The organism is Blattabacterium cuenoti (assembly GCF_014252115.1).
In the GTDB taxonomy this organism is placed as follows: domain Bacteria; phylum Bacteroidota; class Bacteroidia; order Flavobacteriales; family Blattabacteriaceae; genus Blattabacterium; species Blattabacterium cuenoti_AK.
In genome coordinates this window covers 309,440-323,299 of the sequence record NZ_CP059211.1, presented here as the reverse complement: position 1 = coordinate 323,299, position 13,860 = coordinate 309,440, and the positions used below count along the sequence as shown (strand labels likewise).

General features: G+C 26.7%; 13 protein-coding genes. 10 read left to right on the top strand and 3 right to left on the bottom strand.

The genetic code is table 11. The features are described from left to right. Nucleotides 1-55: 55 nt before the first annotated feature. On the bottom strand, nucleotides 56-2,047 hold the full coding sequence (ligA, locus tag H0H44_RS01535) for an NAD-dependent DNA ligase LigA (RefSeq protein WP_185871395.1): 1,992 nt from the start codon (nucleotides 2,045-2,047) through the stop codon (nucleotides 56-58). 15 nt (nucleotides 2,048-2,062) lie between these two features. Then, a complete protein-coding gene (locus H0H44_RS01530) occupies nucleotides 2,063-2,890 on the bottom strand; it encodes a N5-glutamine methyltransferase family protein (RefSeq protein ID WP_317168622.1) in 828 nt (275 codons plus the stop codon). Nucleotides 2,891-3,045: 155 nt separating this feature from the next. Between H0H44_RS01530 and mnmE the strand changes: the two genes are divergently transcribed. From mnmE to rplI, 5 genes are read left to right on the top strand one after another with little or no spacing between them, the layout of a single operon-like run. Then, the gene (gene mnmE / locus H0H44_RS01525; protein ID WP_185871393.1) at nucleotides 3,046-4,443 is read left to right on the top strand and encodes a tRNA uridine-5-carboxymethylaminomethyl(34) synthesis GTPase MnmE; all 1,398 of its coding nucleotides are present in this window, start codon (nucleotides 3,046-3,048) and stop codon (nucleotides 4,441-4,443) included. A gap of 12 nt (nucleotides 4,444-4,455) precedes the next feature. Continuing rightward, the gene (gltX, locus tag H0H44_RS01520) at nucleotides 4,456-5,967 is read left to right on the top strand and encodes a glutamate--tRNA ligase (RefSeq protein WP_185871392.1); all 1,512 of its coding nucleotides are present in this window, start codon (nucleotides 4,456-4,458) and stop codon (nucleotides 5,965-5,967) included. Nucleotides 5,968-6,026: 59 nt separating this feature from the next. Continuing rightward, nucleotides 6,027-6,377, top strand: coding sequence for a 30S ribosomal protein S6 (gene rpsF / locus H0H44_RS01515; protein ID WP_185871391.1), 351 nt, complete (start codon nucleotides 6,027-6,029; stop codon nucleotides 6,375-6,377). Continuing rightward, entirely contained in the window at nucleotides 6,374-6,685 is a 312-nt protein-coding gene (gene rpsR / locus H0H44_RS01510) for a 30S ribosomal protein S18 (RefSeq protein WP_185871390.1), read from the top strand. Before rpsF ends, rpsR begins: the two co-directional genes overlap by 4 nt. A gap of 3 nt (nucleotides 6,686-6,688) precedes the next feature. After that, nucleotides 6,689-7,141 (top strand): 50S ribosomal protein L9, encoded by a 453-nt coding sequence (gene rplI, locus H0H44_RS01505; protein WP_185871389.1) that lies wholly within the window; start codon nucleotides 6,689-6,691, stop codon nucleotides 7,139-7,141. On the opposite strand, the gene H0H44_RS01500 is transcribed toward rplI, so the two are convergent. Then, nucleotides 7,127-8,467 (bottom strand): Nramp family divalent metal transporter, encoded by a 1,341-nt coding sequence (locus H0H44_RS01500; RefSeq protein ID WP_185871914.1) that lies wholly within the window; start codon nucleotides 8,465-8,467, stop codon nucleotides 7,127-7,129. The genes rplI and H0H44_RS01500 overlap by 15 nt on opposite strands. 180 nt (nucleotides 8,468-8,647) lie before the next feature. Here H0H44_RS01500 and H0H44_RS01495 point away from each other — a divergent pair, with 180 nt between their 5' ends. The 5 genes from H0H44_RS01495 to metK are packed head-to-tail and all read left to right on the top strand — an operon-like array spanning nucleotide 8,648 to nucleotide 13,860. Further along, a complete protein-coding gene (locus H0H44_RS01495; protein ID WP_185871913.1) occupies nucleotides 8,648-9,487 on the top strand; it encodes a prephenate dehydratase in 840 nt (279 codons plus the stop codon). Beyond that, nucleotides 9,484-10,629 carry a pyridoxal phosphate-dependent aminotransferase gene (locus H0H44_RS01490; RefSeq protein ID WP_185871912.1) on the top strand — a complete coding sequence of 382 codons (1,146 nt, stop codon included), beginning with the start codon at nucleotides 9,484-9,486 and terminating at the stop codon, nucleotides 10,627-10,629. The genes H0H44_RS01495 and H0H44_RS01490 overlap by 4 nt, the downstream gene beginning before the upstream one ends. Continuing rightward, complete coding sequence (locus H0H44_RS01485) at nucleotides 10,626-11,462, top strand: prephenate dehydrogenase (RefSeq protein ID WP_185871911.1); 837 nt, start codon at nucleotides 10,626-10,628, stop codon at nucleotides 11,460-11,462. Before H0H44_RS01490 ends, H0H44_RS01485 begins: the two co-directional genes overlap by 4 nt. A gap of 40 nt (nucleotides 11,463-11,502) precedes the next feature. After that, nucleotides 11,503-12,576: a bifunctional 3-deoxy-7-phosphoheptulonate synthase/chorismate mutase type II gene (locus tag H0H44_RS01480; protein ID WP_185871910.1), complete on the top strand. Its 1,074-nt coding sequence runs from the start codon at nucleotides 11,503-11,505 to the stop codon at nucleotides 12,574-12,576. Nucleotides 12,577-12,594: 18 nt separating this feature from the next. After that, nucleotides 12,595-13,860 carry a methionine adenosyltransferase gene (metK, locus tag H0H44_RS01475; protein WP_185871909.1) on the top strand — a complete coding sequence of 422 codons (1,266 nt, stop codon included), beginning with the start codon at nucleotides 12,595-12,597 and terminating at the stop codon, nucleotides 13,858-13,860.

The window sequence follows — 13,860 nt, the reverse complement described above, 5'->3', positions numbered from 1 at the left end:
GGCTTAAATTAATTGTGAATAATCGTTAAAAATTGATTTATTTTTATTTTTTTCTTTATTGAATCATTTCCAAAAAAGTATGTTCTTTCAAAATTTTTATGTGATTTTTTTTCATACTTTTTTTTAATTTTGAACCGAAATTTTTTCCAACTACTATAAAATTAATTTTATTATTAACAGTATTATATACTTTTCCACCTAGAAGTTCTACCATATTTTTGGCTTCATTACGGGTCATACAAGATAATTTACCTGTAAACACAAAAGATTTTCCTTCAATAAAAGAATATTTTTTCATTATTTTGCATTTTGAAATATGTAATCCATACTTAACAAGTATTTTAACTATATGCTGATGTTCAGTAATCGAAAAATAATTAACAATGCTTTTCGCAATTTCTTTTCCTATACCATGAATAGAAATTAAATGATTATAATTTGTATGCATTAAAGAATATATATCTAAAAAATTGTCTGACAATTTTTTAGATATATATTCTCCTACATGAGGAATTCCTAAGGAAAATAACACTTTACAATAGTAATTTTCTTTGGATTTCTCTATATTACTTAAAATTACACATGCCAATTTTTTTCCTACCCCATCAATTTGAAGTAATTCTTCTTTTTTCAATTTATATAAATCAGAAAAATTATATAAAAAACCTTTTTTGTATAGTTTTTTTATCATTTTTTTTCCAATTCTTTTTATATTCATAACATTTACAAAATGTGTTATTTTTTCTATTCTTTGAGAAGAACAATTTTGATTATTACAGTAAAATAATTCTTTTTTTTTCGTTAAAATACTATTACATGATGGACATTTTTTTAAAAAAAATATAGGATAGGTTTTATTTGATCTTTTTTTGATATTGATTTTTGTAACTTTTGGAATGATATCTCCTCCTTTTTCTAATAAAAGTGTATCTCCATAATGAATTCCCATTTTTTTTATAAAATTATCATTATAAAGTGCAACTCTTTTGATTCTGGTTCCAGAAATGAAAAGAGGAATAACATTGGCTACAGGAGTAATAATACCCGTACGTCCTACCTGAAACGTAATATTTAATAATTTTGTTTCAGATAACTTTTGTCTAAACTTGTAGGCAATAGCCCAACGGGGATATTTATTGGTAAATCCTAAAAGATTTTGTTTTTGATATTCATTGACTTTAATAACTATTCCGTCTGTTTGATAGGATAGTTTATTTTTATAGGTTTTCCAAAAATCTATAAAATGGAATACTTCTTTTATGTTTCTGCAAAAACGTATTGTTTCTGGAACTTGAAAACCCCAATATTTCATGTTTTTTATGGCTTCATATTGTGTATCGAAAGGTAAATTATTTCCTACGACATGAAATGCGATACAAAATAAATTTCTTTTACGTATTTCTTGATGATTATGAGTTTTGAGTGACCCACTAGCTATATTCCTTGGATTGGCATAAGGTAATTGTCCATTTTTAATACGTTTTTTGTTCATTTCTAAAAAATTTTTTATAGGAATAAAAATTTCTCCACGTATCTCAAGGTATATAGGATAGTTATTACCTCTTAATTTGAAAGGAATATATTTTATTATTTTTATATTTTTTGTCACATCTTCTCCTTTTTCTCCATCCCCACGAGATACTGCATTTGTTAAAAATCCGTTTTGATAGATTAAATTAATGGATACTCCATCATATTTAGGTTCACATATAAAAGATAAAGAATGAACTGATTTACTAATTTTTTTATTCCAAATCATTAATTCTTTTTTAGAATAGGTATTTTGAATAGAATACATTTTGTATTTATGAGAAATAGTAGAAGAGATGTAGTTTATTTTATGAATTTTTGCTCCTATTTTCATTGTAGGAGAATTAAGATCTTGTAATTCAGGATATTTGTTTTCTAAAATAAATAATTGTTTTAATTTTTTATCAAAATGATAATCTGATATTTCTGAAATATCCAAATTATAATATTGATCATTATAGTTTGATAACTCTTTTCTAAGTTGAAATATTTTATTTTCTATTTTTTTTTTATCCATATTGTTTTTTATTTATTATTTTTTTTTGTAATAAACCGCACGAACCATTCTGAAGAATCCTTGATAATCTTTTCTTATTTCTATATTTAAAAATCCTATTTTTTTTAAAAAATAAATGATATCTGAATAAATAAATTGATTTATTTCAAAATAAACATAGACGATTCCAGTCAGTTTTTTTTTAATCCAAAAAGAAATTTTCTTATAAAAAATCAAAGGATCTTCGTCAGGAACAAATAAAGCTTGATAAGGTTCATATTGAACAATATTTGGATGTAAAAATTTTTTTTCAGATAATCTAACATAAGGAGGATTACTTACAATAATATTTACATAGTTATTATCCATTTTTGGATATGTATCTATTTTATCTTTCAATATATCTATATTCTTTAATGAAATTTTCACATTATGTAATCTCGCATTTTGAAAAGCTATATTAAGAGCTTCTTTATCAGAATCAATGGCATAAACATGTAAAATTTCAGGTTTTTTTTTTTTTAAAGTAATACTAATACATCCACTTCCTGTTCCAATATCAAATATTTGTATGGGTTTATTGTGAATAAAATTTTTATGATCCTGTAGTATCCAGTATACAAGTTCTTCTGTTTCTGGTCTTGGAATAAATACTTTTTCATTAACTATAAATTTCATTCCAAAAAAGTAAGTCTGACCAATTACATATTGTATAGGTCTATTCTTTTTTAATTCCCATAATTTTTTTATTAATTGGTTATAAATAATAAAACTTATTTTTTCTTTTCTACTTAATTGTAATAAAATAGTTGTTTTATCACATTGAAACATGTAGGTAGTGAGTATAAAAAATAAACTTTCCAATTCCTTAGGTTCTGTATATAAATTTTTAAGAGTGTTTTTAAAAACACAGTAAAATTTGTAAAAAGATACCATATGAAAAAATTAAAATGATGCGAATTTCTAAAAAATATTTATTTTGTGTGTAACATGAATAAATTAAATATTTTCGTTTTTTTATGTTCGATTTAAATGATGACACCATTGTTTCTTTAGCTACTCCTATTGGATATAGTGCTATTTCTGTTATTCGTATTTCTGGTAAAAATTCAATATCTATTGTTGAAAATATTTTTATTTCTATTAAACCTGGAAAAAAACTAGAAAAACAATCTACACATACTATTCATTTAGGATACATTGTATCAGAAAATAATAATTTTTTAGATCAAGTTTTAGTTTCTATTTTTAAATCTCCTTTCTCTTATACAGGAGAAAATATGATCGAGATTTCTTGTCATGGATCTTATTATATTCAACAACAGATTTTGCAATTACTCATTAGAAAAGGAATACGTCTGTCTCGTCCTGGAGAATTTACATTTCGTGCTTTTATAAACAAAAAAATAGATTTATCACAAGCTGAAGCTATAGCTGATTTGATCAGATCTGAAAATAAAGTATGTCATGAAATATCTTTACATCATATCAAAGGATCGTTATCTGATACCATTAAGAATTTAAGAAAAAAATTATTGGATTTTGCATCTCTATTAGAATTGGAGTTGGATTTTTCTGAAGAGGATGTGGTTTTTGCTAAAAGATCAGAACTTTTTTCTTTTTTGCAAGAATTAGAAGAGACTTTAAAAAAATTAATTGAATCTTTTTCATTAGGAAATGCTATAAAAAAAGGAATTTATGTGTCAATCATTGGAGAAACAAATGTAGGAAAGTCTACTTTTTTTAATCAGGTAATTCAGGAAGATCGTTCCATTGTATCCCATATAGAAGGAACAACTAGAGATTATGTGGAAGGAGAAATCATTTTAGATGGAATTCTTTTTCATTTTTTCGATACAGCAGGAATCAGAAAAACTAAAGATCCTATAGAAGCTATGGGTATGAAAAAAACTATGAAAAAAATGGAAGAGGCTCAAGTCATATTATACATTTTTGATTCTTCAAATAGTAAGAAAGAAGAAAAAAAAATTATTATGGATATTCAAAATATTCACAATGAATATCCATTAAAAAATATTTTTGTCATAGCAAATAAATCAGATATATCTTCTGTTCATAATTTTGAATATTTCAAGTCAAAATTTCCTCATTTTTTTGAAATTTCTTCAAAGAACTTTTTTGAAGTTAAAAAGGTACTCAATGCTTTGAGTACTTTTTTTTTGGATAAATTAAAAGAAAAAAAAATAGTGATAACACAATATAGACATTATGAAGCTTTGAAACTATCATTAAAAGAACTATTATTGGCACGTCATGCTTTTAATAATGGATTTTCAGTAGATTTAATATCAATATATATTAAAGAGGTATTACGATATTTAGGAGTAATTACAGGAGAAATAACAAATGAAGATATACTAAAAAATATTTTCTCAAAATTTTGCATTGGAAAATAATATTTATCAATTATGTCACTAGATTCTGTAAGAGTTCGTTTTGCTCCTAGTCCTACAGGCCCACTTCATTTAGGTGGAATTAGAACAGCATTATATAATTATCTTTTTGCTAAAAAACATAACGGAGCATTTATTCTTAGAATAGAAGATACTGATCAAAAAAGATTTGTAAAAAGTTCTGAATCGTATATTTTGGAAGCATTAAAATGGTGTAACATAGAACCGGATGAAGGCGTAGGATATGGAGGCCATTATTTTCCTTATTATCAATCTAAAAGATTGGATGTTTATCGTACATATGTCAATAAATTATTAAAAAAAGGAAATGCTTATTATGCTTTTGACATAGATCTAGATCAAAAAAGAAAAGAATATAATCATCGTGGATTAATTTTTTCTTATAATTCTAAAATTAGAATGGATCTGAATAATTCTTTAACTATGACAGAAAAACAATTGCATGATAAATTGCGATCTTGTTCTTATGTGATTCGATTTAAAATAGAACCTGGAGAGAAATTGAAAATGTATGATATAATACGTGGTAACATAATAGTTGATACAGATAATTTAGATGATAAAGTTTTGTTAAAATCCGATGGGGTAGCTACTTATCATTTAGCTAATACAATAGACGATTACTTGATGAAAATAACTCACGTTATCAGAGGAGAAGAATGGCTTCCATCTATGTCTCTGCATGTATTATTATATAGAGCTTTGGGTTGGACTCCTCCTAATTTTGCACATTTGCCTTTGATTTTAAGAAATAATGGAAAAGGAAAGATTAGCAAAAGGAATACAGATAGTTTTAATTTTCCTATATATCCTATACAATGGAAAATTCCAAAAACTAAAGTTGTTATACCAGGATATAGAGAATTAGGTTATTTTCCAGAAGCGTTTGTGAATATGTTAGCTTTATTAGGATGGAATCCTGGAATTAAAAGAGAAATTTTTTCTCTACAAGAATTAATCAATTTATTTTCTTTAGAAAAAATAACTAAATCTGGTGTTTATTTTAATATAAAAAAAGCGAATTGGTTCAATAAAAAATATTTAAATAAAAAACAGGAAGAAATATTTGTATTTCTTTCAAAAAAAATAAAAACGCATTCTATTTTTTTCAAAAAAAATTACTTATGGAAAGTAATCTATTTGACAATGGATAGAATTCATTTTATTCATGAAATATGGGAACATTCTTTTTATTTTTTTATTTCTCCTAGTTTTTATGAAGCTAGTTTTTTCAAAAAAATTTGTAATGAAAAAACCATTGTTCAATTAGAAAATGCAAAAAAAATATTATTATGTAATATAAATCTGAATCAATTTACGTCTATAAATTTGAGATGTTTGTTTAAAACAATAAAAAATAAGCATCAAATCATGCAATTATTCCGTTTTTCTTTAGTGGGATCTTTAAAAGGAATTGATATTTTCATAATTTTGGAAATGTTAGGAAAAGAAGAAAGTATGCGACGTGTCGAAAAACTAATCAATCAAATCAAAGAAAAAATTTAGAATGTTTTTGAAAAAAGAACATAAAAATATAGATTTACATTATTCGTAAAAAAAATTCAATGCTTAAACATTATGAAAATATTATAATAATAACTCCTATATTATCTGATGATCAAGCAAAAGAAACAGCAAAAGAATATGAAAATTATATCATACAAAAAAAAGGAAAAATTATTCATCAGGAACATTGGGGTTTAAAAAAATTAGCTTATCCCATTCAAAAAAAACAAAGTGGTTGTTATCATTTACTTGAATTTTTGTTAGAATCTGATTGGGTTTCTAATTTAGAATTGAAATTAAGACAAGATGAACGTATATTACGTTTTTTAACTGTAAAACTAAACAAGTATGGAATAGAATATGCTGAAATAAGAAGAAAAAAACTGTTAAAAAAAAATGAAGAATTATGATATTATTATTAGAGGAATCTCATAAACATACAAAACAAGCAACAGTAGATAATGAATTAAGATATTTATCTCCTATTAAAATAGAAACTAAAGTAGAAAAAAAATATTGCTTTTTTAAAAAAAGAAATATTAAATATATAGATTACAAAGATCCTACATTTTTAATAAAATTTCTGAATGCGCAAGGGAAAATTTTACCACGTCGTATTACAGGTACTTTACAAAAAAATCAAAATAAGTTAAATGCGGCTATTAAAAGATGCAGACAGATTGGTCTTTTACCTTTTGTTACAGATGATTTAAAATAAAAAATGAAAATTATTCTCAAAAAAGACATAGAAAATCTGGGATTTCAGTACGATGAAATCGATGTAAAACCTGGTTATGCTAGGAATTATCTAATTCCTAAAGGATATGCTGTTTTAGCGTTACCTGGAACTGTAAAAAATATTCATGAAATATTGAAACAACGTTCTAAAAAAGAAAGTTTTTTAATTGAAAAATCGAAAGAAATAGAAAATAAATTAAGAAAATTAACTATAAAAATACCTGTTAAGGTAGGTAAAGGAGGAAAACTTTTCGGTTCAATTAATAATCAATATTTGATGAAAATTTTGAATAAAGAAGGGATCAGTATAGATAAAAAATTTATTAGAACACCTGGTAATAAAGTCATTAAAACAATAGGAAAACATCAGGCAACCATTAGATTACATAGAAAACGCGAGTTTTCGTTAAATTTTGAAGTATTATCTTCTTCCTAAGAAAGTGTCATATATTAAAAATAAATTTAGTAATACAATAATAATTGTAATAACCCAAGATATTATCTTTAAAATAGTTCCGTTAACAAACGGTCCCATTTTTTCATAATTTCCTGTAAAATTAACTAATGGAACAATAGCAAAACTTAGTTGTATTGATAAAATGATTTGACTAATTATTAATAATTCAGTTGTTCCTTTTTCTCCATAAACAATAGAAGCAATCATAGCTGGAACAATAGCTATAAGTCTCGTGATTAATCTTCGTATCCAGGGTTTTAATTTTATATTTAGAAACCCCTCCATTACTATCTGTCCAGCTAAAGTTCCAGTTAACGTTGAATTTTGTCCTGATGCTAATAAAGCCAATGCAAAAAAAATTCCAGCTAAACTGGAACCTAATAGAGGAGTTAAAAGTTTATGTGCATCCATAATGTCTGCAACTTCTGTATGTCCGGCTTTATGAAAAGTAGCAGCAGATACAATTAATATAGCTGCATTGATAAAAAATGCTAAGGATAACGATAAAGTGCTATCTATGGTCGCATATTTTATAGCCATTTTTTTTCCTTCAATAGTACGTGGGTAATTTCTGGTTTGTATGATACTTGAGTGAAGATAAAGATTGTGAGGCATTACCGTAGCTCCTAATATTCCTATAGATATGTAGAAAGAATGCGAGTTTCTAATAATTTCAGGATTGGGTACAATTCCTTTTAATATGGGAATAATTTCAGGTTTTGAGCTAATAATTTCAAAACTAAAACAAACTATAATTGTAAAAATTAAAGCTGCTACTACACTTTCAATATATCTAAAACCTTTATATTGGAAAAATAAAATAATTAAAACATCTATAACTGTAATAAATACACCCCATGTCATAGGAACACCAAAAAGCAATTTTAAGGCTAATACAGAACCAATAATTTCTGCTAAATCACAAGCAGCAATTGCGATTTCACATAAAATCCATAGCATAAAATTAATATAGGGTGGATAATGATCTCTACAAGCTTGTGCTAAATCTCTCTCACAAACAATTCCCAATTTTAAAGCTAAATGTTGCAAAATAATAGCAAAAAAATTGGATATAAAAATAACAGATAAAAGCATATAACCAAATTTAGATCCTCCGGCAATGTCTGTAGCCCAATTTCCAGGATCCATGTATCCTACAGCAATTAATAATCCTGGTCCTGTAAAAGCAAAAAGTTTTTTCCATATTCCTTTCTGTTTAGGAACAGAAACGGAAGAAAAAACTTCCGAAAGAGATGGATGCTGATTCTCATTTCTCCATCCTATAGAAGATTTTTTATTTTGCATAATAAAATAGTAGAATACAAAAACATAAAGTTAATTGTTTTAATCTTTTTGTTATCAATTCCATATCAATTGATAAAAATTTAAAAAAATTGCCTAAATAAAATAGAATAATTTTTTATATTTGCTTTAAATTTTTTTCCGCTTTTCATTAATAGCGATTCAATCTTTCTTTACTTTTTCATGAAAAAAATAGCGATACAAGGAATTAAAGGATGTTTTCATCATGCAGCTGTTTCTAGATATTTTGAAGGGTGTAATTATAAGTTGATGGAATGTTCTTCTTTTAGAGAATTAGCTGTTTCTGTTGCAAAATCTAATGTAAATATTGGGGTTATGGCTATAGAAAATAGCATAGCGGGTACAATTTTGACGAATTACAGTCTTTTATCTGAGTACAATTTGAAAATAGTGGGAGAAGTATATATGCCTATACAACATCATCTCATGGCTTACCCAGGACAAAACATAGAGGATATTAAAGAAATATATTCTCATCCTATGGCTATTTTACAATGTGAATCATTCACAGATGCACATCCTTATATAAAAATATCCGAATATTCAGATACAGCTTCGGCTGCTCAACATATTTCTATATGCAAAAAAAAAGGTTTGGCTGCAATAGCTTCTGAAAATGCGGCTAAAGAATATGGTTTGGATATCATTTCTAAGAATATACAAACTGTTACAAGTAATTTTACTAGATTTTTTATTATTAAAAATTCTTCTAAACAAGAAAATGATTATTTTTTTAATAAAGCTTCATTAATATTCAAAATATTGCATACTACTGGAAGTTTATCTCAGATACTGAGTCTTATATCTAGTCTTGGAATTAACATGACGAAAATACAATCCATTCCTATCATACAAAGACCTTGGGAATATTCATTTTATGTAGACATTATATTTAGCAATATAAAAGATTATGAAAAAATGAAAAAAAAAATTAAAAAAAATCCCTGTCTTCATCAGTTATCTATTATGGGAGAATATAAAAATGGAATGAAAACCGAATGATTGTATCAGCAAAAAGAATGCATAAAATATCGGAATACTTCTTTTCCGAAAAAATGAAGGAAATTCGCAATCTTGAAAAAGATGGTTTGAAAATCATTAATTTAGGGATTGGAAATCCTGATCTTCTTCCACCATATGGTGTTGTAGATAAAATGAAAAAAGCCTCAGAATTAAAATACGCTAATACTTATCAAAGTTATATTGGAATAGAACCGTTACGTCATGCTATTTCTAATTGGTATAAAAAAATATATCAAGTTGATATTGATTATAAATATGAAATTTTACCATTGATGGGATCTAAAGAAGGAATTATGCATATAAGTATGTCTTATTTAGATAAAGGCGATGAAGTATTAATTCCTGATCCTGGGTATCCTGCTTATTCTTCTGTATCCAAACTTTTGGAAGCAAAAATTATTTATTATGATCTTCATGAGGATAAAAATTGGATTCCTAGATTGGAAAATCTGTCTGGGGTAAAAGCAAAAATAATGTGGATAAATTATCCTCACATGCCTACGGGGGCAACAATTCCTTTTGAAAAATTAGAAGAAATTGTTCTTTTTGCGAAGAAAAAAAATGTGTTACTAGTTCACGATAATCCTTATAGTGTTATATTAAATCATAAACGGCCTTTAAGTATTTTTAATGTGAAAGGAGCGAAGGATATAGCTTTGGAATTAAATACTTTAAGTAAGACTTACAATATGCCTGGATGGCGTGTTGGAATGATAGTAGGAAAAAAAGAATTTATTCAGAATATATTGAAAATAAAAAGTCAAATGGATTCTGGTATGTATTATCCCATACAAATTGGAGCTATAGAAGCTATGAATCATGATTCAAAATGGATTGAAAATCTTAATGTTGAATATTTTAAACGAAGAAAAATTATATGGAAAATATGTGATCGCTTAAACTTAAAATATACAAAAAAAAGTTCTGGAATATTTGTTTGGGCAAAAATAACTGATGCAGATAAAAATGATCATATATGGTCAGAAAAAATCCTCAAAAAGTATCACATATTTATTACACCTGGTAGAGTGTTTGGGCATAATGGTAAAGGATATATAAGATTTTCTATGTGTTGTCCAATTGAAATTTTAGAACAGGCAAAAAATAGAATTTTTTCATGATTATTGGAATAATAGGATTAGGATTGATTGGCGGATCCATTGCTTTAGGATTGAGAAAATCAAGTTTTGGTGATAAATTTATAGGAACAGATTCTAATAAAGAAAACGCTTTACATGCTGTCAAACTTGGAATTGTAGATGAGATAATTCCTTTTCAGGATCTTATTATACAATCTTCAGTGATTATTTTATCTATTCCCGTAAATAGAATAGAAAAAATACTTCCAAGTATTCTGAATAGAATCAATACAGACACAGTCATTTTAGATACTGGATCTACTAAATATGATATTTGTAATAGAATTTTCTCTCATCCTAAAAGAAATCGTTTTGTAGCAACACATCCGATTGCAGGAATTGAAAATTCTGGACCTTTTTCAGCTTATTCTGGTTTGTTTAATAATAAAACATGTATTATTTGTGATTCTGAACTTAGTTCTCCAGATGCAATGTCTATCGTCATAAAAATCTATTCTATTATGAATATGGGTATGATTTATATGACTTCTAAAGAACATGATTTATATATTGCTTATATATCTCATTTACCTCATGTGATTTCTTTTGCTTTAGCTAATACAGTTTTAAAAAAATTTGAGAATGAAAAAACGATTTTTAATAATATGATGGGAAGTGGATTAGATTCAACTACACGTTTAGCGAAAAGTAAGCCTGAAACATGGTTGCCTATTTTTATCTCAAATAGAGAGAATATGATTCAATCCATAGATTCGTATATTGATCATTTAAATAAATTTCGTAATCATTTGATAGACAAAAAATATAATGAAATAAATCAATATATGAAAAAGGCAAACGATATAAAAAGATAGAATAAAAGATAAAAAATATGTGTAAATTAAATGTATTGTGATGGAAAAATTGAATAATAGTATAGACAGATCTTGGATTGATAAACGGAATCAACCATTCATTATATCTGGACCTTGTAGTGCAGAAAATGAAGAACAAATATTAGAAACAGCCAATAGATTGAACTCTTCTTATGTTCAAGTATTTAGAGCTGGAATATGGAAACCTAGAACAAAACCCAATAATTTCGAAGGCGTTGGAAAAAAAGGACTTGAATGGCTCAGTAAGGTAAAAAAAAATACGGGATTAATGTTAGCTACAGAAATAGCCAATGCAGAACATGTTAAATTAGCCATTTCTTTTGGAATAGATATTCTTTGGATAGGTGCTAGAAGTACGGCAAGTCCTTTTACGATTCAAGAAATAGCGGATGCTATGGAAGGAGAACGTAATCAAATCATTTTAGTAAAAAACCCTATTCATCCTGATATAGAATTATGGATAGGAGCTTTAGAACGTTTATTGAGTAAAGGAATTAGAAAATTAGGAGTTATACATCGTGGGTTTTATACCTACAAAAACTCAAAATATCGTAATCAGCCTAATTGGAATCTTTTATTAAATTTTAGAAAAAAATTTCCTAGAATCCCTATTCTATGTGATCCTTCACATATTTGTGGGAGTAAAGAAGGAATTTTTGATATAGCGAAAAAAGCTTATCATTTTCAATGTGAAGGGTTAATGATAGAAAGTCATTGTGATCCTGATAGTGCTTGGAGCGATGCTAAACAACAAATCACACCAGAAAACCTTTTGAAGATGTTAAAAGAATTAACATATATCGAAAAATATGATCAAAAAAGTCAAAAATATTTGGATTCTTTTAGGATTTTTATTGATGAATTGGATGAAAATATTATTTCACTTTTAGCGGAAAGAATGAATATTTCCAAAAAATTAGGAACTTTGAAAAAAGCTTCAGATATTGAAATTTTTCAACCTAATAGATGGAAAGATATTATGGAAAAATCTATTAATTTGGGGAAAAATTTAGGAATTTCCGAAGAATTACTTGAAGGTATTTTCAAACTTTTGCATCAAGAATCCATCAAAATTCAAAATCAAATTAGATAATTCATAAAAGTCATAAAAATGGCTTATTTATTTACTAGCGAATCTGTTTCAGAAGGTCACCCCGATAAGATCTCAGATCAAATATCTGATTCAATACTAGATCATTTTTTAGCGTATGATCCAAATGCCAAAGTAGCTATAGAAACTTTAGTCACCACGGGACAAATTATATTATCTGGAGAAGTCAATTCTAAGACTTGGGTTAATGTTAAAAAAATAGCTCGCGATATCCTTAGAAAAATAGGGTACACTAAAAATGAATATAGATTTCATGCAGATTCTTGTGGAATTCTTTCTGCTATTCAAGAGCAATCTTTAGATCTATTAGAGGGAATTCATAGATTAAAAAAAGAAGAACAAGGAGCTGGAGATCAATGTATTGTATTTGGTTATGCAGTGAAAGAAGCGGAAAATTATATGCCTTTATCTTTGGAAATATCACATCATATATTAAAAGAACTTTCATTTCTCAGAAATGAAGGAGAAGAAATGACTTATTTACGTCCAGATGCAAAATCTCAAGTAACTTTAGAATATTCTGACACCAATGTACCGGTACATATTCACACAATTGTAATTTCAACTCAACATGATGAATTTGATACAAAAGAAAAAATGCATCAACGTATAGTTGATGACGTTAAAGGTATTCTCATTCCAAGAGTAATGAATAACATAAAAAATGTAAAAAAATTATTTTCGAATGAAACGAAATACTACATCAATTCAACAGGAAAATTTGTCATTGGAGGACCTCATGGTGATACTGGTTTAACCGGAAGAAAGATTATAGTAGATACTTATGGAGGAAGAGGATCTCATGGAGGAGGTGCTTTTTCCGGAAAAGATCCATCTAAAATGGATAGATCTGGAGCTTATGCCGCTAGACACATAGCTAAAAATCTGGTAGCAGCAGGAATTTCAGATGAATTGTTAATACAAATATCCTACGCTGTAGGTGTTGCAGATCCTATAGGGATTTTTGTTAATACCTATGGTAAATCAAAAGTAGATAATGAAAATATTGTGTTGAATATAAAGAAAATTTTTGATTTACGTCCTTACGCTATAGAAAAAAGATTAAAATTACGTCAGCCAATGTATGAGGAAACATCTGTGTATGGACATATGGGAAAAACACCAAAAAAAGTGTATAAGTCTTTTTTAGATATAGAAGGAAATAAAAAAAAACAAGAAGTAGAACTTTTTACATGGGAAAAGTTGGACTATTTAGCCGTTATAAAGGATATATTCAATCCCAAAAAAAGGTATTTAATATTTTAA

What these genes read in the sequence shown, in the direction of transcription:
- H0H44_RS01490 (WP_185871912.1), top strand. Translation starts at nt 9,484, where the DNA reads ATGATTGTATCAGCAAAAAGAATGCATAAAATATCGGAATACTTCTTT.
- gltX (WP_185871392.1), top strand. Translation starts at nt 4,456, where the DNA reads ATGTCACTAGATTCTGTAAGAGTTCGTTTTGCTCCTAGTCCTACAGGC.
- H0H44_RS01495 (WP_185871913.1), top strand. Translation starts at nt 8,648, where the DNA reads ATGAAAAAAATAGCGATACAAGGAATTAAAGGATGTTTTCATCATGCA.
- H0H44_RS01480 (WP_185871910.1), top strand. Translation starts at nt 11,503, where the DNA reads ATGGAAAAATTGAATAATAGTATAGACAGATCTTGGATTGATAAACGG.
- rpsF (WP_185871391.1), top strand. Translation starts at nt 6,027, where the DNA reads ATGCTTAAACATTATGAAAATATTATAATAATAACTCCTATATTATCT.
- mnmE (WP_185871393.1), top strand. Translation starts at nt 3,046, where the DNA reads ATGTTCGATTTAAATGATGACACCATTGTTTCTTTAGCTACTCCTATT.
- H0H44_RS01500 (WP_185871914.1), bottom strand. Translation starts at nt 8,467, where the DNA reads ATGCAAAATAAAAAATCTTCTATAGGATGGAGAAATGAGAATCAGCAT.
- H0H44_RS01485 (WP_185871911.1), top strand. Translation starts at nt 10,626, where the DNA reads ATGATTATTGGAATAATAGGATTAGGATTGATTGGCGGATCCATTGCT.
- rplI (WP_185871389.1), top strand. Translation starts at nt 6,689, where the DNA reads ATGAAAATTATTCTCAAAAAAGACATAGAAAATCTGGGATTTCAGTAC.
- ligA (WP_185871395.1), bottom strand. Translation starts at nt 2,047, where the DNA reads ATGGATAAAAAAAAAATAGAAAATAAAATATTTCAACTTAGAAAAGAG.
- metK (WP_185871909.1), top strand. Translation starts at nt 12,595, where the DNA reads ATGGCTTATTTATTTACTAGCGAATCTGTTTCAGAAGGTCACCCCGAT.
- rpsR (WP_185871390.1), top strand. Translation starts at nt 6,374, where the DNA reads ATGATATTATTATTAGAGGAATCTCATAAACATACAAAACAAGCAACA.